The 21243-nt window shown below is 41.8% G+C and carries 20 protein-coding genes and 1 tRNA gene; 10 read left to right on the top strand and 11 right to left on the bottom strand.

The genetic code is table 11. From position 1 onward, the window contains the following. The first annotated feature begins 118 nt into the window (after positions 1–118). The 4 genes from NI465_RS00215 to NI465_RS00200 all read left to right on the top strand — a co-directional run bounded on the left by NI465_RS00215 (position 119) and on the right by NI465_RS00200 (position 4948). Positions 119–1474 carry an amino acid permease gene (locus tag NI465_RS00215; RefSeq protein WP_005247009.1) on the top strand — a complete coding sequence of 452 codons (1356 nt, stop codon included), beginning with the start codon at positions 119–121 and terminating at the stop codon, positions 1472–1474. A gap of 88 nt (positions 1475–1562) precedes the next feature. Next, a tRNA-Arg gene (locus tag NI465_RS00210) sits at positions 1563–1638 on the top strand. 337 nt (positions 1639–1975) lie between these two features. Continuing rightward, positions 1976–3478 (top strand): outer membrane protein transport protein, encoded by a 1503-nt coding sequence (locus NI465_RS00205; RefSeq protein WP_184413590.1) that lies wholly within the window; start codon positions 1976–1978, stop codon positions 3476–3478. A 315-nt stretch (positions 3479–3793) separates the two neighbouring features. Next, positions 3794–4948 carry an OmpP1/FadL family transporter gene (locus NI465_RS00200; RefSeq protein WP_253143833.1) on the top strand — a complete coding sequence of 385 codons (1155 nt, stop codon included), beginning with the start codon at positions 3794–3796 and terminating at the stop codon, positions 4946–4948. 74 nt (positions 4949–5022) lie between these two features. On the opposite strand, the gene thrH is transcribed toward NI465_RS00200, so the two are convergent. Next, on the bottom strand, positions 5023–5640 hold the full coding sequence (gene thrH / locus NI465_RS00195) for a bifunctional phosphoserine phosphatase/homoserine phosphotransferase ThrH (RefSeq protein WP_004646225.1): 618 nt from the start codon (positions 5638–5640) through the stop codon (positions 5023–5025). Between the two features lie 204 nt (positions 5641–5844). Here thrH and NI465_RS00190 point away from each other — a divergent pair, with 204 nt between their 5' ends. Beyond that, on the top strand, positions 5845–6579 hold the full coding sequence (locus NI465_RS00190) for a phosphoadenylyl-sulfate reductase (RefSeq protein ID WP_044111227.1): 735 nt from the start codon (positions 5845–5847) through the stop codon (positions 6577–6579). Positions 6580–7042: 463 nt separating this feature from the next. Continuing rightward, the gene (locus NI465_RS00185) at positions 7043–8425 is read left to right on the top strand and encodes a WS/DGAT/MGAT family O-acyltransferase (RefSeq protein ID WP_044111229.1); all 1383 of its coding nucleotides are present in this window, start codon (positions 7043–7045) and stop codon (positions 8423–8425) included. Positions 8426–8631: 206 nt separating this feature from the next. Here the strand turns inward: NI465_RS00185 and NI465_RS00180 are convergent, their stop codons facing one another. From NI465_RS00180 to NI465_RS00155, 6 genes are all read right to left on the bottom strand, one after another. After that, entirely contained in the window at positions 8632–8805 is a 174-nt protein-coding gene (locus NI465_RS00180; protein WP_004646222.1) for a PA1571 family protein, read from the bottom strand. Between the two features lie 132 nt (positions 8806–8937). Beyond that, a complete protein-coding gene (gene rng / locus NI465_RS00175; protein WP_044111231.1) occupies positions 8938–10392 on the bottom strand; it encodes a ribonuclease G in 1455 nt (484 codons plus the stop codon). Between the two features lie 38 nt (positions 10393–10430). After that, positions 10431–10997 carry a Maf-like protein gene (locus NI465_RS00170; protein WP_253143831.1) on the bottom strand — a complete coding sequence of 189 codons (567 nt, stop codon included), beginning with the start codon at positions 10995–10997 and terminating at the stop codon, positions 10431–10433. Next, positions 10985–11476 carry a rod shape-determining protein MreD gene (gene mreD / locus NI465_RS00165; protein ID WP_004730376.1) on the bottom strand — a complete coding sequence of 164 codons (492 nt, stop codon included), beginning with the start codon at positions 11474–11476 and terminating at the stop codon, positions 10985–10987. The genes NI465_RS00170 and mreD overlap by 13 nt, the downstream gene beginning before the upstream one ends. Further along, complete coding sequence (gene mreC / locus NI465_RS00160) at positions 11463–12320, bottom strand: rod shape-determining protein MreC (protein ID WP_004279362.1); 858 nt, start codon at positions 12318–12320, stop codon at positions 11463–11465. Before mreC ends, mreD begins: the two co-directional genes overlap by 14 nt. Before the next feature lie 16 nt (positions 12321–12336). Next, positions 12337–13383, bottom strand: coding sequence for a rod shape-determining protein (locus NI465_RS00155; protein WP_004279360.1), 1047 nt, complete (start codon positions 13381–13383; stop codon positions 12337–12339). A 132-nt stretch (positions 13384–13515) separates the two neighbouring features. Between NI465_RS00155 and gatC the strand changes: the two genes are divergently transcribed. The 3 genes from gatC to gatB are packed head-to-tail and all read left to right on the top strand — an operon-like array spanning position 13516 to position 16842. Further along, the gene (gatC, locus tag NI465_RS00150; RefSeq protein WP_004279359.1) at positions 13516–13830 is read left to right on the top strand and encodes an Asp-tRNA(Asn)/Glu-tRNA(Gln) amidotransferase subunit GatC; all 315 of its coding nucleotides are present in this window, start codon (positions 13516–13518) and stop codon (positions 13828–13830) included. A 52-nt stretch (positions 13831–13882) separates the two neighbouring features. Continuing rightward, complete coding sequence (gatA, locus tag NI465_RS00145; protein ID WP_253143829.1) at positions 13883–15361, top strand: Asp-tRNA(Asn)/Glu-tRNA(Gln) amidotransferase subunit GatA; 1479 nt, start codon at positions 13883–13885, stop codon at positions 15359–15361. After that, on the top strand, positions 15361–16842 hold the full coding sequence (gene gatB / locus NI465_RS00140; protein ID WP_253143827.1) for an Asp-tRNA(Asn)/Glu-tRNA(Gln) amidotransferase subunit GatB: 1482 nt from the start codon (positions 15361–15363) through the stop codon (positions 16840–16842). The genes gatA and gatB overlap by 1 nt, the downstream gene beginning before the upstream one ends. Before the next feature lie 48 nt (positions 16843–16890). On the opposite strand, the gene NI465_RS00135 is transcribed toward gatB, so the two are convergent. Together NI465_RS00135 and NI465_RS00130 are read right to left on the bottom strand one after the other, a co-directional pair. Continuing rightward, on the bottom strand, positions 16891–17856 hold the full coding sequence (locus NI465_RS00135; RefSeq protein WP_253143825.1) for an LPO_1073/Vpar_1526 family protein: 966 nt from the start codon (positions 17854–17856) through the stop codon (positions 16891–16893). A gap of 2 nt (positions 17857–17858) precedes the next feature. Next, the gene (locus NI465_RS00130; protein ID WP_104513528.1) at positions 17859–18128 is read right to left on the bottom strand and encodes a hypothetical protein; all 270 of its coding nucleotides are present in this window, start codon (positions 18126–18128) and stop codon (positions 17859–17861) included. Between the two features lie 323 nt (positions 18129–18451). Here NI465_RS00130 and NI465_RS00125 point away from each other — a divergent pair, with 323 nt between their 5' ends. Continuing rightward, positions 18452–18673, top strand: a complete 222-nt coding sequence (locus NI465_RS00125) for a hypothetical protein (protein ID WP_005107594.1) — start codon at positions 18452–18454, stop codon at positions 18671–18673. 19 nt (positions 18674–18692) lie between these two features. On the opposite strand, the gene NI465_RS00120 is transcribed toward NI465_RS00125, so the two are convergent. Together NI465_RS00120 and NI465_RS00115 are read right to left on the bottom strand one after the other, a co-directional pair. Beyond that, the gene (locus NI465_RS00120) at positions 18693–19181 is read right to left on the bottom strand and encodes a hypothetical protein (RefSeq protein WP_253144089.1); all 489 of its coding nucleotides are present in this window, start codon (positions 19179–19181) and stop codon (positions 18693–18695) included. Positions 19182–19646: 465 nt separating this feature from the next. Then, positions 19647–20696, bottom strand: a complete 1050-nt coding sequence (locus NI465_RS00115; RefSeq protein WP_253143823.1) for a hypothetical protein — start codon at positions 20694–20696, stop codon at positions 19647–19649. Between the last annotated feature and the right edge of the window lie 547 nt (positions 20697–21243).

Genomic DNA, 21243 nt, shown 5'->3' with positions numbered 1-21243 from the left:
ATATGAATATTTTTTATCATTCCTTCAACAATATTTCATTCTTAGGATGGACTAGGCTTCTTTAGTCTGATCAATTACAATCAGCCACTTATCATTTTCCATTGTCGGGCTGAACACTTTGAATAACGAGTCTTCACAACTTCAGCGTGGCTTAAAGAACCGTCATATTCAGTTGATCGCCATGGGCGGTGCAATTGGCACAGGCTTATTCTTAGGTTCCGCACAGGTGATCCAATCTGCGGGTCCTTCTATTATTTTAGGCTATGCCATTGGGGGCCTGATTGCATTTTTAATCATGCGTCAATTGGGTGAGATGATTGTTCATGAACCTGTCGCAGGTTCATTCAGCCATTTTGCTTATAAATACTGGGGCAAATTCCCTGGTTTCCTTGCGGGTTGGAACTACTGGATTTTGTATATCCTGGTGGCCATGACCGAACTTACTGCGGTTGCGAAATATATCAACTACTGGTGGCCGCATATTCCAGCCTGGGCATCGGTACTGTTTTTCTTTATCGTGATTACACTGGTCAACCTCGGCAATGTGAAATTCTACGGTGAATCGGAATTCTGGCTTTCTATCATTAAAGTGACTGCGGTCATCTCGATGATTGTCTTTGGCTTGTATCTGATCCTGACTGCTGATGCTTCTTCAGGCGCATCTTTTAGCAATCTTTGGACCGCGGGCGGTTTCTTCCCGAATGGTTTTGAAGGTCTGTTCTACATGCTGGCCTTCCTGATGTTTGCCTTCGGTGGTATTGAACTGATCGGCATGGCGGCTGCAGAAGCTGAAAATCCGGAAAAAACCATTCCGAAAGCCATTAATCAGGTGGTTTTCCGTATTCTGATTTTCTATGTCGGTGCTTTGACGATTCTGTTGTCACTCGTGCCTTGGAATCAGCTTGAACTTGGTGGTCTGGACAAAAGTCCGTTCGTGATGATTTTCAGCCAGCTTGGCATTGACTGGGCAGCACACTTACTGAACTTTATTATCCTGACAGCAGCATTGTCTGTATATAACAGTGGTATGTACGCCAACAGCCGTATGCTCTATGGTCTGGCTCAACAAGGAAATGCACCTAAAGTCTTCATGAAAGTGAATAAGCAAGGTACGCCAATTCCTGCTGTATTGTTCTCTGCCGCGCTGATTTTTGGCTGTGTACTACTTAATTACTTCGTGCCTGAAGATGCCTTAAGCCATCTGATTTACATCGTAGTCGGTGCATTGGTATTAAACTGGGCCATGATTACGCTGACCCATCTCAAGTTTATTCAAAGCATGAAAAAGCTAGGACAGAAGACTTCCTTCCCTGCGCTTTGGTCTCCGGCGGGTAATATTCTGGTTCTAGGTTTCATTCTTACGATTCTTTACATCATGTGGACGCAAGGATTTCAGGAATCTATTTTGATGATCCCGCTTTGGATCGTGGTCATGTTCGGTCTGTTTAAGTTACTTAAGCCTAAAAATACCTAGACAACTCCTGTAGCTATGAGTCCTTAAAAGTTATTGCTTCGGCAATAACTTTTTTTTGTATTTTTTACAGTACAATAGCCTTCTTTTCGCGCCCTTAGCTTAACTGGATAGAGCAGTTGCCTCCTAAGCGACCGACGTGGGTTCGAGTCCCGCAGGACGCACCATCCTTTCAAAATGTGATCTATACTTCAAAAAATTAGCGTTAATCTTCATATTTTTAGAATATTTTTTATACAAAAAATCATTTTTTCTTCATTATTTTATTTCTATTACTTTCAAATACTTATTTCAAAATGAGGCTATTTTTTGGTGTAAAAACTCTATTTTGATGCTTTTTTAGACTAATTAGTTTTTTCTAGAGCATTTACTCTTATTTTAATTGTGCTATTTTTGTCACATGGAGTAACAAATGATTGCGGATAAATACCCGAAATCTCCAAGAATTTAATAAGTGCAAACAACAACGCTAGATATAAATTTGTACCTCAAGGAAAGACGTAAATGAAATTAAAAACATTAACTACTGCAATGATTCTTGCAACTGTACCAATGACGGGTGCTTTTGCAGCAGCTTTAGATCGTTCAGGCCAATCTATTGCAGCCTTCCTACAACCAGGTAATTACTTTGAAGCAGGTATTTCTGTCCTAGACCCAGATGTATCTGGTAAAGAAGCTGGAACAAGTGATACTCGCCGTAATATTAGTGATATGGCGGGTGATTATTATTTTCCAAGTGCTGCTTTAAAATTTCAGCCAACCAGCAAATTTTCAGTTGGTATTTTATATGACCAACCGTTTGGAGCAGATGCTACCTATACAGGTAATAACGTATTTGTTTCCGATTCTACGAATACAATTTTAGCTCCTGACGCGTTAGCAGGAATTCGTCAAAATACAATTAATACCAACTTTAATGCGTTGACTCCAGAGCAAAGAGTTGGAGCGGCTTTACAAGCGCAGGGTGTTGACTTAACCACTCCAATTGGTCAAGCACAGTATACTGGGACTTTAAATGCGTATAATACTGTTGATGCAGTAAGAGCACAAATTGATGCTGGTGTACTTGCAGGGGTAACTGCACGCGTAGATGCTGGTTTAGCTGATGTCAACGGCTTATTAGGAACTGGTAGTACAAGCGTAGAAGTAGATACTCAAAATTTATCATTTATTGCAGGTTTCCAACCAACTGAGAATTGGAATATTTACGGTGGCGCAGTTTACCAAACGATCAAAGGTAATGTTTCATTACGTGGTCAGGCTTACAGCTTATACAATGGTTACGATACGTCTATTCCAGAAGATAGTTCTGTAGGTTGGTTAGCCGGTCTTGCTTACCAAATTCCTGAAATTGCATTAAAAGCATCTATTACTTATCGTTCTGAAATTGACCATGATGTTAATATGAATGAAAGTATTCCAACCTTACCAGCTTTAGCTTTGCTCCCAAATGGGGCAGCAGCAGCAGCAGCTATTGCAGCAGCAAGTGGTGAGACAAAAATTACTACTCCACAGTCTGTAAACCTTGATTTCCAAACAGGTATTATGGCGAATACTGTAGCTTTTGCGAATGTTCGCTGGGTTGAATGGTCTAAATTCTCAATTCAACCTTATAAATTTGGTCTAATATCAGAAGCAGTTGGCCCTATTGTGGATCGCCCAGATGGCTTCAATCTTGTTGAATATGAAGATGACCAAATTTCAGCAACTGTAGGTGTGGGTCGTAAATTTAATGATCTATGGGCTGGTAACGTATCTGTAGGTTGGGACTCTGGTGCAGGTAACCCTGTATCTACACTTGGTCCAACTGAAGGTTATTGGAATGTAGGCTTAGGTCTTCAGTACAGTCCAACACCAGCTACTTTCATCGCGGGTGGTGTTAAATACTTCATGTTAGGTGATGCAAAAGCACAAACAGGCGCGCAAGCTGGTAGTTCTGAATACGTCGCTGAATTTGAAGACAATAAAGCATGGGCATATGGTCTTAAAATGGGCTACCGCTTCTAAGCTCTAATTGAATAAAAAAACCACTTTCGAGTGGTTTTTTATTTTTTAACTCTAATTTTATACACTTGCATATCATTTGCTTGTTTTATGAGCAATTAATCCTACTCCAAATATAAATTTTTCAAAATTTATATTTCATTTTTATTTTCTTATTTATCATTTAGTTAATATAAAAATATAGTATAAATACTCTAAGCAACCCTTTTATTTAACCGCCTTAGTTCATTTCTTCAACAGAGCTGAGTATTTACTCTTTTTAAAATTATGTTACTTTTCCTGCACATTTTTGTTACAGATGGCATCAGGGAACGTACCATGAAGCTCAATAAAATTTATTCTGCTATTTTACTTAGCACTTTACCTCTTTCTGTAGTTCAAGCAGCTGGCTTGGATCGTTCTGGCCAGTCTATTTCTGCTTTTTTACAGCCGGGTAACTATGCGGAAGCGGGTATTTCGGTTCTTGATGCTGAAGTAAAATCAAAACAGCTTAATGCGGATGATATGGCGGAATCTTATTACTTTGCTAATGCCGCAATTAAAGTACAAGCAACCGATAAAATTTCTTTAGGCCTGATTTATGATCAGCCTTATGGTGCAGATTCAAACTATCAAGCTGTAGGTCCTCTTTCTATTTTTTCTCAAGGGAATGAGTCAACTTCTGTAGAAGTAAAAACACATAATATAACTGCACTTATTGGTTACCAGCCAACAGAAAACTGGAACTTTTATGCAGGTCCGGTATGGCAAACGGTAGAAGCCGATATTTCTCTTCGTGGTTTAGGATATGGTGCATCTCCAACTGACCCTACTAAACGTGGCCTGAGTGGCTATAACATCCATATGGAACAAGAAGAAGCTTTTGGCTGGCTTGCTGGTTTTGCTTATCAAATTCCAGAAATTGCATTAAAAGCTGCTGTAACTTATCGTTCTGAAATTGATCATAAAGCCAAAAGTGTCGAAACATTTTCTAGTCCACGTGGTGTAGCAACATTACTGACTTCTGATGTCCATGCGGTAACCCCTCAGTCAGTAAACTTAGACTTTCAAACCGGTGTAGCAGCCAATACGATCGCATTTGCAAACGTACGTTGGGTACATTGGGATCAATTTGCAGTAACCCCTGAATATCTTAAAAATGCTTCAGGCAATAATTTGATTGATTATTCAGATGACCAATGGTCTGCGAATGTTGGTGTTGGCCGTAAATTTAATAATAAATGGTCAGGTTCTACTTCTGTAGGTTATGACTCTGGTGCAGGCAACCCGGTCACTACTTTAGGTCCAACTGAAGGCTACTGGAATGTAGGCTTAGGCGCGCAATATAGCCCTGCAGAAAACTATTTCATTCAAGGTGGTGTGAAATACTTCTGGTTAGGTGATGCAACTGCGAAAGCAGGTAAGAACGAACTTGGCGATTTTGAAGATAACCATGCACTCGGCTATGGTATGAAAATCGGTTACCGTTTCTAATTGCGTTAAAAAATTAGTATTCAACAAGAAAGGGCGCTATAAGCGCCCTTTCTTTTATTACATACACTTAAATATTAAGCTGGAATATCACGTACTGAAGCATTACGAATCGCTTCTTTTAACGCATCATAACCACGAATTGGCGGGAATTGCGGGAATTCAGCAATCACATTTTCAGGCGCATCAAACAGGAAACCATGATCTGCTTCACCTAGCATCGTGGTATCATTATAAGAATCTCCTGCTGCAATCACACGGAAGTTCAAGCCATGTAATGCTTTTACGGCTTGACGTTTTTGGTCCGGCTGACGAAGTTTATAAGCCGAGATCATGCCTGCTTCATCTGTTTCCAGTTTATGACAGAAAATCGTCGGCCAATCCAGTTGCTTCATGAGTGGATGTGCAAATTCATAGAAAGTATCTGAAAGAATAATTAATTGAAAATGCGTACTCACCCATTTCACAAATTCTTTTGCTCCTGGGAATGGACCCATTTCTGCAATCACTTCCTGAATATCGTTCAAGCCTAAACCGTGCTGTTTTAAAATATTCAGACGTTGGGTCATCAGTACATCATAGTCAGGAATGTCACGAGTCGTCGCTTCAAGCTCTTTAATACCGGTTTTTTTGGCAAAGTTAATCCAGATTTCTGGAACCAACACACCTTCTAAATCTAGACATACGACTTCCATGAACATTCCCTCTAAGTTGTATTGAAAAAATTTTGCACTATCATAGCTGAAGAAACAGATTTTGCACTGTACTTTTTTAAATCTATTTTTTTCATAAGTATTTATTTTTTAGTGATAAGTCAATTAAATCAATTCTATTAAAATAGATGTGAAATTAACTAATATAGGCCATGTCCTTTCCAAGCCTATATCGCCAGGACTCTCATGACCATCATTCCTACTATTGATCGTATTGATGCGCTTGCATCTGAATATGCTGATAAATCGCCCAATGAAATTTTGGCACTTGCACTGAGCCAGCAAGGTGAAATTGCGATTTCATTTTCTGGTGCTGAAGATGTTGTATTGATTGATATGGCGTCGCATCTCGGTAAACCGTTCCGGGTATTCAGTCTGGACACTGGCCGTCTACATGCAGAGACGTATCAGTTTATTGAACGGGTGCGTAAGCATTACAACATCGAAATTGAAATCTGTTTCCCTGAAACTGATGCAGTACAAAATTTAGTGACCACCAAAGGTTTATTCAGTTTCTTTGAAGATGGTCATCAGGAATGTTGCGGTATACGCAAGGTTCAACCGCTACGTAAAAAACTGACCACACTGGATGGCTGGATTACCGGTCAGCGCAAAGACCAAAGTCCGGGTACACGCAATGAAATTCCTGTGGTTCAGGCCGATCCAGGTTTCTCCGGTCCTGGAAAGCAGTTGATTAAGTACAATCCTCTAGCCAACTGGTCCAGTGCAGATGTCTGGAGTTATATCCGTATGATGGAAGTACCTTATAATACCCTGCATGAGAAAGGTTTTGTTTCAATTGGCTGTGAACCTTGCACCCGCCCTGTGCTGCCAAATCAGCATGAACGCGAAGGCCGCTGGTGGTGGGAAGAAGCCACCCATAAAGAATGTGGCTTACATGCTGGCAATCTAAAAAAATAAAGTTAAGTTTTATCGTTCCTATTGATTGAAAGACTATTTTTTAATAAAGATAGTCTTTTTTAATTGATAATTTTACATTTAGTGACAAGATATAAATTACCTTTTATCGGGATAATATTATTTTAATTAAAGAATTTATAAAATTTTAGTTCATTGATTTATTTGTATAAAATGTGAAATTGAACACAATGCTATTCTTTTAATAACACATAATTATTAAGTTACACTCCACTTCGCCTAGTGAATACTATTTTTAGAAAACTATTTTAAAACTAAAATTTTCACATTTCATAAACTTAGGAAGATATTTTGTTCTTGTCAATAGCCACTTTTTCACAGTTGAGGCAAGATAAAGCAGTTCATTTATATGCTAAAAAAGATATACTTTAAAAACTAAAGTAATAATTCTAACAAGGCCTTTTAGCAAAAAAGCCATAGAGAATGCAGTGAGGCAATCCACGCTATGCGTCCATTACATCCAATTGATTTTATTTTCTTAACTTTAGAGAAACGGCAGCAGCCTATGCATGTAGGTGGACTATTTTTATTCAAAATTCCCGACAATGCGCCAGCTTCCTTTATTCAGGATCTAGTCACGGATATCCAAAATTCGAAATGCTCCCCTATCCCACCTTTTAACAATTATTTAAACGGCCTGTTTTGGGATGAAGACCAGGAATTTGATTTAGATCATCATTTTCGTCATATCGCCCTGCCAAAACCGGGCCGTATCCGTGAATTGCTGACCTATATTTCTCAAGAACATAGTGCCCTGATTGATCGTGCAAAACCTTTATGGACCTGTCATATCATTGAGGGCATTGAAGGTAATCGTTTTGCCATGTATTTCAAAATACACCATGCCATGGTAGATGGAATTGCTGGCATGCGTCTGGTCGAAAAGTCGCTTTCACATGATCCAAATGCCAAGAGTATTGTACCGCCATGGTGTGTGGAAGGACCGCGTGCCAAACGCCTTAAAGCACCTAAAGTGAACAGGTTTAAAAATGTCCTGCAGACCATTAAGGGGCAACTGGAATGTGCGCCACGAGTTGCTTATGAACTATCGCAAACCGTCATGAAAGATATGGGACGTAATCCGGATTATGTATCCAGCTTTCAGGCACCAAGTAGCATTCTGAATCAGCGCGTCAGTGCGTCACGTCGCTTTGCAGCCCAGTCTTTCGAGTTTTCACGTTTACGTCATATTTCTAAGGCATTGGGCGTGACCATTAATGATATCGTACTGGCCATTTGTTCAGGTGCATTACGTGAATATTTATTATCGCAAAATGCCCTGCCGAAAAAACCGTTAATTGCCATGGTTCCAGCTTCGGTTCGCAGTGATGACTCGGATGTATCCAACCGTATTACCATGATTCTGGCCAATTTGGGCACACATAAAGAAGATCCGCTGGAACGTCTCAAGATCGTACGCCGCAGTGTACTGAGTGCCAAAGAACGCTTCAAACGTATGAATGCCAATCAAATCTTGAACTATAGTGCTTTTGTCTATGGTGCAGCGGGTCTGAACATTGCCTCCGGTTTAATGCCGACACGTCAGGCGTTTAACGTGATTATTTCCAATGTACCTGGACCACAAGAGCCCCTTTACTGGAATGGTGCACGTCTTGAAGCACTTTATCCGGCTTCTATCGTACTGGATGGTCAGGCTCTAAATATCACCATGACCAGCTATCTAGACAAACTGGAAGTCGGCTTGACCGCATGTCGTAATGCCCTGCCGAAAATGCAGAACTTGCTAACACATCTGGAAGAAGAAATTCAACGTTTTGAACTTATTGTAGATGGCGAACCTGTCCCAAAGTTACGAGCGGTAAGCTAGCCGCGGATGAATAAATAAGATAGATGGACTGCCAAAGATGCTGATCATTTTTGCCAGTCTTTGAGCACAGAATAAAGGGACCGATCTGGTCCCTTTTCTTTATTTTTGAAATCTTTTTAAATTATTTTAGAACTTTTTGGAAGACTTCTCGATTTAAACGTCTACCAAATTATTTTTGACAAGTTAGAAACAATGCACAAATGCAATCAGCTTTTAATAGTACGGCACTGTTGTAATAATTGATGGCAGACGTTACGGATCATGCTCGCGGTAATTTGAACTTCATTACCACGCTCATCAACGATATATCCTGCATGCACAGTCTTTGGTTCTAATACGTGTTTTAGGCCTTTATGGATTACTGCTTTACTCATACTCATCACACACTCCTTTTGCTAAGCCTGAAACTGGGAGAAACGGCTTTGGCTAATTCATGCATCTAGTATTGTAAATAAAGGCCCTGTTGTAAAATTTCAGATGTAACAAGTGTTTAACGATATTCTGTTACAATTTCAGCTGAGAATGATATCGTATTGCTCTTGCGTATACAGATTTTCCACTTGGAACTTAATCACGCGATTAATGAAATGTTCTAGATCAGCGACTGCAGGCGCTTCTGCCGTCAATAATCGATCAATGACAGCAGGATGCGCGACGACAGTAAAGCCACTCTGTGACTCATAAGCACGGGCATAACGCAGAATTTCCCTGAATATTTCGTAACATACTGACTCGGCTGTTTTGACATAACCACGTCCCTGACAAGTCGGACAAGATTCACAGAGCAAATGTTCCAGCGACTCACGGGTGCGTTTCCGGGTCATTTCTACCAGGCCCAGTTCCGATACCTGAGTAATCTTGGTCTTGGCATGGTCACGTTCCAGCATGCGCTCAAACTGTTTCATTACTTCTTCACGATGCTGCGCTTCCTGCATATCAATGAAATCAATGATAATAATTCCGCCCAGATTACGCAGCCGTAACTGACGTGCGATGACATCGGTCGCTTCCATATTGGTTTTAAAAACCGTATCTTCCAGCGAACGACCACCAACATAAGAACCAGTATTGACATCAATCGTGGCCATGGCTTCAGTCTGGTCAATCATCAGATAGCCGCCGGACTTCAATGCGACACGAGTTTGCAATGCCTTTTGCAGATCTTCTTCGACATTATACAAGTCAAAAATTGGCCGTTCACCCGGATAATGCAGCAAACGGTCTTTCATGTTCGGAACAAATTCTTCGACAAATTCCTGCAACTTGGCATGAATTTCACGTGAATCTACGTAAATTTTGGCAGTTTCTTCATTGGCCAGATCACGAATCACCCGCTGCGGCAAAGGCAATTCTTCAAAGATCAAAGACGGTACTGCAATAATCTTTTGCTTGCGCTGGACATATTCCCAAAGCTTGGCCAGATAAGCCATATCCTGTGCAATGGCTTCTTCTTCAATCCCTTCTGCCGCAGTACGTACAATCACTGAACCTGGCAGCTTATGTTCTGCCTGAATCCGCTCAATGATCGAACGCAAGCGATTGCGCTCTTCCTCGGATTCAATCCGTTGCGATACACCGATATGATTGCCATATGGCATCAGCACCAAATAACGCGAAGGAATCGACAGATCGGTAGACAGGCGTGCGCCTTTGGTACCGAGCATATCTTTCATCACCTGAACCGTGAGGACTTGTCCCGGTTGAAGTAGCTCAAAGACATTCGGGGTTGGCTGATTGCGGGGCCAGACCATATCATTGATATGTAAAAACGCAGTACGAGAAAGTCCGATATCCACGAAAGCAGCCTGCATGCCGGGTAAGACCCGCACCACTTTTCCTTTATAGACATTCCCTACCAGGCCACGCTTGGCCGTACGCTCGACAAACAGTTCATTGACCGTGCCGTTTTCAATTAACGCGACCCGACATTCCATCGGCGTGACGTTAATCAACAACTCGTCAGACATAACTACACTCAAAACATTATAAGAATTCTTTTCAGCAGTTAATTTAGTGCCTTAACCGTCTGTAATAACTGTACTGTCTCATATAAAGGCAAGCCAACCACATTGGAATAACTGCCCTGTATTTTTGGAATATAACGTGCTGCAATTCCTTGAATTGCATAAGCCCCTGCTTTACCCAGTGGCTCACCTGTCGCCCAGTAACTTTCCATATCTGCAGCGCTCAGGATTTGAAATTCGACCTGTGTGCGTACCACTATACTGTATTTTTCATGCTTTGTACGAACACAGACACCGCTATAGACATCATGCCATCGACCGGAGATTTTTGTCCACATTTCAATCGCATGTTGTTTGGATTCAGGTTTGCCCAAAATCTCCTGATCCACCCCCAAACTGGTGTCCGCAGCAATGATGATGGCATCTGGATAATACTCAGCCACGGCATCTGCTTTGGCTCGTGCCAGACGTTCAACATAGGCTGCGACCGACTCGCCTGCTTGTACAGATTCGTCGATCTCGGGACTGTAAATATCGAAGCTCAGCCCGAGTTGTTGCAATAACTCGCGACGCCGGGGTGAGCTCGAAGCTAGAATTATATGCGCCATTTTTTGAGCATATAATAAATAGCAGGCCAAACCAGAATACTGGTCAGCATCGGAATCCAGTGCCGTGCATAAGAAAATTGCACACCAGCTATAATCTGGGTAAAAAAGATCATCAGCAGATATGCGACAATCGCCAGCCCCATAATCACCCAGAGATTATTAAAGGTCAGGATACGGCGTTCACGGGTCAGAAAGCGAGCTAAAAAGGCAATAATGATAAAGCTCAGCGCATTCAGACCCAAAGGTGCATCCAGCAGCAGATCAATAAAAATACCCGTACCAAAGGCAAACCAGATCCCGCACCAGGTTGGCTGACATAACACCCAGAAGAGCATGATCATCAGCATAAACAGCGGACGCCAGCCCGAGAGATTATAGGAAAGTGGATAGACCATTAAAATAGAAGCCACAATCACCGAAATGACAATAGCCATTAAAGGATCACGATGCTTTCTGGATTTCATCTTAGCGATTGACATGCGGTTGCTCCATCGCTAATGAATCGGAAAATAACACCACCACATGATGTCCACCGGCCAGCTGAGCCGCAGGCGTCACATCAATCTGGGCAAATTCACCAGAATTATGGCGTTGTACTTTAGATACCTGACCCACCAGATAACCTGCCGGGAAATGTTGTCCCAAGCCCGAACTATAGACTTTTTCACCGACCTTGATATTGGCACTGGTAGGTACATATTCCATTTTTAAACGTCCTAGATCGCCCGTGCCTGAAACAATGGCACGCATCCCGGTATGTTCCAGGCGCACTGACAGTGAATGTTCTTTATCAGACAACAGCATGACCCGGCTACTATGCGGATAGACATTGATAATCTGTCCCATGATACCCTTGTCATCCAGTACGGTTTGCCCGACTTTCAGCTCGTTATTCGAACCCCGGTTGATCACGATAATATGCCGTAATGGATCGGCATCGGTGCCAATCACTTCGGCAATTTCAATACGTCCATCAATGATCAGCGGCGTGTCCAATAGACCACGCAAACGGGTATTTTCAGCAGAAAGTTCAGAGATTTTTTGTAAGCGTACCTGTGCCTGTAGCAACTCGGCCTGCATCGCGGTATTTTCCCGGCGCAACTGAGCTTCAGACTTGGTTTGTTGATTCAACCACTCTCGCGACAATACCGGATAACTGGCCACCGCATAAATAGGATTATAAGCAGCGTACAGGACATCCCTTGCAGGTTGAACAACATGCGGCATGCGCCAATCAAAGAAAAGCACCACCAGGCATGTCACCAATGCAATGATAAAAGAGCGAAAAGATGGCGGTTGTCGAGAAAACAGATGTGCTTGCACCCGCCGGATCCTTTTCTTAGCCTACGAATAACATGTCATGATTTGGGTTGTCGAAAAATTCGAGTACCTTGCCGCCACCACGTGTCACGCATGATAGTGGATCTTCTGCCACCACCACCGGCAGGCCAGTTTCTTTGGCAAGCAGCTTGTCCAGGTTACGTAGCAATGCACCACCACCAGTTAACACGATACCGCGTTCAGCGATGTCCGAAGAAAGCTCAGGAGGTGTGTGTTCTAGCGCAGATTTCACAGCAGACACGATGTTTTGCAATGGATCAGAAATCGCTTGGGTGACTTCGTCAGAATTAACCACGATTGCGCGAGGCACACCTTCTGCGAGGTTACGGCCACGAACTTCAATTTCAAGTGGTTTAGCACCTTCATCAGGCAATGCCATACCCACTTCTTTTTTGATCACTTCAGCAGTGGTTTCGCCGATCACACAGCCATGCGCTTTACGCACATAGTTAATGATCTGCTCATCAAAGACATCACCGCCAATCCGTAAAGAGTCTGCATAAACACAACCTTGTAGGGAAATGATTGCAATTTCAGTGGTACCACCGCCAACATCGACCACCATCGAACCACAAGCCTGCTCAACTGGCATACCTGCACCAATCGCTGCTGCCATTGGCTCTTCAATTAAACGTACATCACGTGCGCCCGCATTAAACACGGCTTCACGAATGGCACGGCGCTCAACCAGAGTCGATTTACATGGCACGCAAACCACGACACGCGGTGCCGGAGTAAATAAACGGTTTTCATGTACTTTGCGAATGAACTGATTCAGCATGGTCTCAGTGACTTCAAAATCCGCAATCACACCATCTTTCATAGGACGGATCGCTGAGATATTGGCTGGGGTACGACCTAGCATTTGCTTCGCTTCAAGACCGACTGCCGCAACAATTTTATGTGAACCACTATGACGGATGGCTACAACCGTTGGTTCATTTAATATAATGCCTCGTCCTGGCGCATAAATAAGTGTATTTGCTGTACCTAAATCAATGGCAAGATCGGGCGAAAACAAGCCTATTAGTCGTTTTAGAATCACGGGGACGTTCTCAGTTAAACTTTATATGGACGCAAGGTCGCCACTTTAACTAAATGTGATGATTTGGACAAGTCAATCGCTTATCATAAAGCATGATAATTTGAATTTTTTTAATACTGATTAGGTAATATTATGTCTACATCGGATGCACAGCATTCTGCAGATTTAAGTGCAGAAACAGTTTCAGCTATTGCCAACCTTGCAAGGTTATCTCTCAATGATACGCAATCTGCTGAATATGCTCAAAGTTTAAATAAAATTTTAGGCATGATGGAAACCCTGAAAGGCATCAATACCGACGGTGTTGAACCACTGAAAAGCCCTTTCGACCACCCACAGCCTTTACGTGAAGATGTCGTGTCGGAAAGCAATCATCGTGAGGAATACCAAGCAGTTGCACCTGCTGTACAGGACGGTTTGTATCTCGTCCCACGCGTGATTGAGTAATTATTACCCAGTTCATTCTTTTTATTAAATTAAACGTAAAGAATTATTTCTCATGACAGATTTACACCGCTTATCCATTCGTGAACTGACTGAAGGTTTGGCAAATGCTCAATTTTCATCCCGCGAATTGACTCAACACTATTTAAAACGCATCGAAAAAATTGATGCACAGGTCAAGGCTTATGTGACCGTGACTGCTGAACAGGCATTGGCTGAAGCAGACGCTGCCGATGCTGCAATCAAAGCTGGCAATGCCTCTGCCCTGACTGGTGTGCCAGTTGCCCACAAAGATATTTTCTGTACCCAAGGCATTAAAACCACTGCCGGTTCAAAAATGCTGGACAATTTTATCTCTCCTTACGACGCAACCGTTGTAGCGAAAGGTAAAGCTGCGGGCCTGGTCACTTTGGGTAAAGTGAACATGGACGAATTCGCGATGGGTTCGACCTCTGAGAACTCATATTACGGCGCAACTGCCAACCCTTGGAACCTGGGCCATGTCCCTGGTGGTTCTTCAGGCGGTTCTGCAGCAGCTGTGGCAGCGGATTTGGCACCATTTGCAACTGGTACTGACACCGGTGGTTCAATCCGTCAACCTGCATCATTCTGTGGTCTGACCGGCCTTAAACCGACCTATGGCCGTGTATCGCGTTTCGGGATGATTGCTTATGCATCATCACTAGACCAAGGCGGTCCAATGGCGCGCTCGGCGGAAGACTGTGCTTACCTGATGAATGTCATGGCCGGTCATGATGCCAAAGATTCAACCTCGATGGATCAAGCGGTAGATAACTATGTCGCGAACTTGAACGCTACCTCAGTAAAAGGCTTACGCATTGGTATTCCAAAGCAATATTTTAATGTTGCTGGTTTAGATGCTGAAGTCAAAGCACGCGTTGAAGAATCCTTAAAAAAACTGGAAGAGATGGGCGCAATTCTGGTTGAGATTGATCTCAACATGACTGAAAGCTATGTGCCGACTTACTATCTGATCGCACCTGCCGAAGCTTCTTCGAACCTGTCACGTTTTGATGGCGTACGTTATGGCTACCGCGCAGAAAATCCTGTGGACCTGATGGACCTGTACAAACGTTCACGTTCAGAAGGTTTTGGTGCCGAAGTGCAACGCCGTATCTTGATTGGTACGTATGCCCTGTCTGCAGGTTATTACGATGCTTACTATGTAAAAGCACAGAAAGTACGCCGTCTGATCCAGCAAGATTTCCTTAAAGCATTTGAATCGGTCGATGTCATTGCAGCACCTTCTGCGCCAACGACTGCCTATAAAATTGGTGCAGATTTAACGCCAGTTGAAATGTACCTGGGCGATATTTATACGCTTGCGGTAAATCTGGCAGGTCTTCCTGCGATTAACGCGCCTGTCGGTTTTGACCAGAACAACTTGCCAGTTGGCTTACAGCTGATTGGGAATTACTGGTCAGAATCTCAATTGTTATCTGTGGTACATCAGTATCAACAGGCCACAGATTGGCATACAAAACGCGCTGCAATTGCTGAGGAGAATGCATAATGGCTCAAGCTCAAAAATCGGCTAAACCGAAATCCAACCTGATTGATGGTTGGGAAGTCGTTATTGGTATCGAGATTCACACTCAGCTTGCCACCAATACCAAAATTTTCTCGGGCTCATCGACTGTATTCGGTAATGATCCAAACACCCAAGCCAGCCTGGTTGATTTAGCCATGCCGGGCGTATTGCCGGTATTGAACAAAGAAGTGGTTGATCTTGCGATTCGCTTTGGTTTAGGTATCGACGCTTACATAGATCAGGCTTCGGTGTTTGCCCGTAAAAACTATTTCTACCCGGATTCTCCAAAAGGCTACCAGATCAGCCAGATGGACAACCCGATTGTGGGCTTGGGTCATATCGACATCCAGCTTGAAGATGGCACGGTTAAACGCATTGGCGTAACGCGTGCACACCTTGAGGAAGATGCGGGCAAATCGATTCATGACCAGTTTGAAGGCATGTCAGGCATCGACTTGAACCGTGCCGGTACACCGTTACTTGAAATTGTTTCTGAACCGGATATGCGTTCAGTCGAAGAAGCGGTTGCTTATATCAAGGCGATTCACACGCTAGTGCGCTGGTTAGGTATTTCCGATGGTAACATGGCCGAAGGTTCGTTCCGCTGTGACTGTAACGTGTCTTTACGTCGTCCGGGTCAACCGTTTGGTACACGTTGTGAATTGAAAAACCTGAACTCATTCCGTTTCATTGAACAGGCGATCAATGTTGAAATTGAACGTCAAATGGAAATTCTGGACTGGGATGGCACCATTGATCAGGAAACGCGTTTGTTCGATCCTGTGAAAATGGAAACCCGTTCAATGCGTTCGAAAGAAGAAGCGAACGATTACCGCTACTTCCCTGATCCTGACTTGTTGCCTGTGGTAATTGCTGATGAGCAAATCGAAGCAATTAAAGCAACCATGCCTGAGCTTCCTGCGGCACGTCGTGCGCGTTTCGTGGCGGACTTTGGCGTGACTGAATACGATGCTCACGTTCTAACGTTGACTCGTGAAATGTCTGAGTTCTACGAAGAAGTGGTGAAAGCTGCTGGTGGCGCTGCACAAGGTAAAGTGTCTGCAAACTGGGTAATGGGTGAATTCTCAGGGGCGCTCAACAAAGCTGGTCTAGACCTTGCTGACTCTCCTGTAACGGCTGAAAAACTTGGCGGTATGATTGCACGTATTGTGGACAACACGATTAACGGTAAGATCGCGAAGCAAGTCTTCGGCTTTATGTGGGAAGAAGGCAAATCTGCGGATGACATTATTGCGGAAAAAGGCTTGAAACAGGAAACTGATACAGGCGCGATTGAAGCAATTATTAAGGAAGTCCTTGCTGCCAATGAGAAGATGGTTGAAGAATATAAATCTGGTAAAGAGAAAGCTTTCAACGGTCTGGTTGGTCAAGTGATGAAGGCTGCAAAAGGTAAAGCCAACCCTGCGCAAGTGAATGAATTGATGAAGAAATTGATTGGTTGATCTGATCTTTCTTTAATATAAAAACCCGCTTTAGAGCGGGTTTTTATATTAAAAAGCTTTTTTCTCATGCAGAATCTGGAAATTCTGATTAGCCAATATAATTGCTTTTTGAGTGACAGGAGAAATTTTATTAATATCATCAAAACCGTATAAATTAATTAGTATATCTAGCTCCGGTAAGTTTTCTTTAAGTACTGTTTTAGACTCGCCATCACTACTTGTCTGAATATTCAATTTACTTAAAATTATTTTAGATGTAGATTCTATGTAGCTCTTTAAATCACCTGAAAAATATCCTTTAGATTCAAGATATTCAACATTAATTTCTTTAGGATTTTGACTAATAAAATAATTTAAAAATCGCTGATATCCTTTTTTCATTACATCAGAATAAGCCCTTTTTAAATTTTCTTTTTCCTCATCACCTATATCAACTCGGCTATCAATTTCCTGATATTGCTGTAATACGTCTTTATTAAGATTAATTGAACGGATTAAATGTGCAAATGAAATAAAGTTAATATGATTTTTGGAAAGAAATTTTAATGATTCTATCATTTCATCAATTACATAATTATCATCGTCATTTTCTTCATCAATTTTGCTTATTAATAAATTAGCCAATAACTCTTTTGGTGCTTTATCTTTATGCCTAACGATAGTTTCTACACTACTATTTAAGAGATATTGAAAGTTAGAATCTGTAGCTTTTTTCAAAAATCGCTCAATGGCTTTCGAATCATCAGTATTAACTTTATCTAGTACTTCTGTCAGCTTTCTATTAATGTCATTCTTGAATTCAGAAACTTCATGATTAACAATTTTGTTTTGTTCTTCAAAAATTTTTGGTGCGTGTTGTAAAATTAGTTGAGGTACTCGGCGATCAATTTGATAATCTATAGCCTCCATAATCTCAACCATCCGAGTTCCTTCATAAACAGTTATATCTCCACGAGCTTGTAGAATACGACTATTATCTGAAGCTTCTGCCTCCATCTTATCTTTCTCAAACATCACTACTTCCCACCCTTACTTTTTACTTTATCCTTAATTTTAATATTTCCTCCTGCTTGAATTACTGTTGAGCCGTTAGAAGCTTTCGCTGAGTTTCTCACTCCTGAATTATTTCCAAACAATGTAATCACAGTTGCTAACAAGCCATGTAGAGCTGAAAATATAATAGCCCATGTGTTGTAATCGTAGCCAAACCAATCAATTTTAAAATAAATTGCACTGCCTACTGTCAAAACCCAGACAATAGCAACTAACAGATATGAAATTTTCAAACAATTTCCTTTATTTTTTTAAGTAAAATTAAGTTATATCAAAAACTTTTGATGAGTACATAAAATTTATTAAACTCCAAATATCAATTTTCACCTATATATTAAATAATGACCATCAAAAAAGTATCCTCCATTGCCAAACTCGAAGACTTAGGACGTATCCAGCTTCCCTAATCCCTCTAAATTTCCCTTTAGAAAAGGGAGACTTTGTCATGTGATTAATTGGATACGCGTAGTTCCCTCTCCTTTATTAAAGGAGAGGGTTAGGGAGAGGATTACTTTTATGCTATAAAATCAAAAAACTAACTAATAGAAAAACAAAAATGACACCTGAACTATTACTTACCATCATTCAAGCTTTCATTGGCATATTCGTGCTTGTGATCGTCATCATGCTCATCTATCCCAAATGGCGAAAAAAGATCACAGAACCTAAAGGCGATACCTCCAAACGTCAAAGAGGATCTGATTGGGCAGATGGGCTAGAACTTATTTTTATTCCCATTTACTGGCTAATTAAACTTATTGCAGGCATCTTCAAATAAAGCCTCATGACTTATCGCCTTATAGTCCCAACTTATTCAACAAATCCGGCGTTAAAAAGGTCTGTGCCACGCGATTCAAATCGATATAACGCAGCACACTTTTGAGCTGATTATTGATTTCAGGATTCTTTAAAATTTCCTCACCTGTGGTTTTACCCAAAGCCTGAAAACTATCGCCCACCGCCGGCAAACCTTCAGCCTGAATCACCGCTTTAGTCTGTGCTGAACATTGCTCCACTAAAATGCGCTGCAACACCGTCGCTAGATTCTTGTCTAATGCTTCCTTTTGAGTTGCAGTCACATTACTAAAAGCCTTTAAGTCGGGATGATTACCTAAAGCCACAAAGGTCCATTGCAAGACGGTAGTTTTATCCGTGGCTGTGGTGGATTTCATCAGACAGTCACTGAGCTGATCAACTGTTGGACCTGCCATGGCAACCTGAGTCGTACCTAATAATATCGCACTTATTAAAAATGTACGAAGCTTTGTAAAAGATCTATGCGCCATCATAATTTCCTGTTCTTCGACGTCCGGCCAATGATATAAACCAGTCAGTTGTAGCATGGAACAGGGCAATAAACTGATAGAACTCTGTAAAATCTGACCCAGATTTAAAACACTCAAATGATCATTCTGATGTCCATATTGCTATTCATCAGGTCGAGATATTGATCAGTCAAACTTAGCGCTATGATTTAGGCTAAAACAATAAAAATAAACACTTATAATTATGAATACCAACATATTTCACAGCATCATACTGTGGGGACTTGTCATTTTTTTCGTCTTGATCGTATTTTTATTCATCCATCCGACATCACGCAAGGAGATTCTCGGATCACGTGATCTCCCCACTAAATCAAGCCGGCTTTCTTCTGTTCTCTCCCGTCGGATCGAGCAGATTTTTGCGCCTATCTTCTCGATCGTCAAAAGGATCATACGGATTTTGGATTAAGTCTTTTGATCCCGCGCTTATTTTAACTGCCTCAAAAGATTCTTGGCTCCGGCATGATTATAGTTATTGGCCAAATTCTGCAAAATCCGCTTGGATTGCGCTTTAGCATTTGGGAAACGGCTGGCATAGACCGGAATACTGTTCAGACAGCGTGCAACCAACATCCCTGATTCAGTATAGACACGTGTTCCCTCAGTGCCCTGCAATTTACCGTAGTTATAGGCACGCTGGGCGTTGTTACAGGCATTATTCAGATTCTTGCCACTATTAATATCACGTCGCGCTGCCACATAAATCTTCATCTGATGTTGTTGCGGTGTTTCTGCTATTGTAGCTCGAGCTGATGCCGCTGCTAGCTGCTTTTTCTCTGCTTCTTTTTTCTCAAGCTCTTTTCTTTCTAATTCCTTTCGCTCTAATTCTTTCCTCTCCAGCTCTTTACGTGCTGATTCCTTCAGTTCATTCGTCGTCTTTGCGGCAGGAGTCTTAGGAGGAGTCGTGGTTTTTATCGATGCAGGTTTGGTTTGCTCCAAAGTAACCCTGGCTTTAGTTGGACGATAAAAGTTTTTTGCTTGAGATGGACTCATGACCTGGGTGAGTAGTCGAACACTACGCGTCTGGCTAGTTTTATCAACTTGTCGTTCAGAAGTTGGCTCAATCGAAACAATCCAGCTTTCAGTCAGGTCATCCATACGACACTGATAGGCACCGCTCCCCTGTACAACACCCCGATTAGCACTCAGACGTTTACGCTGGGCAACATCTGCCACTGCACTAAAATTACTTTTATACAGCAGTGAAAATTTACCGCCCTGTTCATGACAATATTGCGTCAGTATCGAACGCGGATACATGGCCTGAGTCGTGTTATTTTTCTGAGCTTGTCCCCAAAGATAAACATAATCTTTTGCACTACCATCACGTTGATTCAAAGCCCGTTTGGCAATTAGTTCTTCCGGACTGGCAAAAGGATGTAACACCTCTGATTTCAACCGATTCACGCTATTACACCCAGCTAAACCTGCTGCCCCTATTATTAGAATTATTACTTTTAGCTTCACAGCAAACATCTCAACCCCAAAATCCCGTATAACATAGCTTAAATAGCACAAAACAACAAACACAAGATATTGATAAATATAATATTTAAACGGTAAAAAGGCACATATCAGCCTCAACTTTGCTGATTATGCCAAGCTTCATGTGATAAAAATTGACACAAGTATCATTTTTAAATCAGTTCAAATAATAAACAATTCCATTCAGGACTCAAGAAAAAGATAGAAAAAACACATAAAAAACCGAAGAAGGCGGTGAGTCCTTCTCCGGCGGCTTATTCAGGGAACGCTATAGACCTTTATTATAATAGGTAATAAATTTACCTTTTATCCGCTATAACATTGCCTGAACAAGATCAGCATAAGAATAATTTCCTCAACGTACATTTGTTATTTTTATACGTCAAACCACCGGAAATTAAACGCCATCTTGGCTGGCCCTTAGGATTTTAGACAAGAAAAAAATATCTGAATACCCCAATATTGGGAGGTTCTGACACGATTTACCCAAGTCATCTGACCAACGGTCAGATCGATATTTTCCATTGGATTTTGTAAA

Origin of the sequence: Acinetobacter lwoffii, from assembly GCF_024129855.1 — a bacterium.
Taxonomy (GTDB): Bacteria; Pseudomonadota; Gammaproteobacteria; order Pseudomonadales; family Moraxellaceae; genus Acinetobacter; species Acinetobacter lwoffii_L.
Note: the sequence above shows the minus strand (reverse complement) of the source record. Positions and strands in the feature narration are given on the sequence as shown.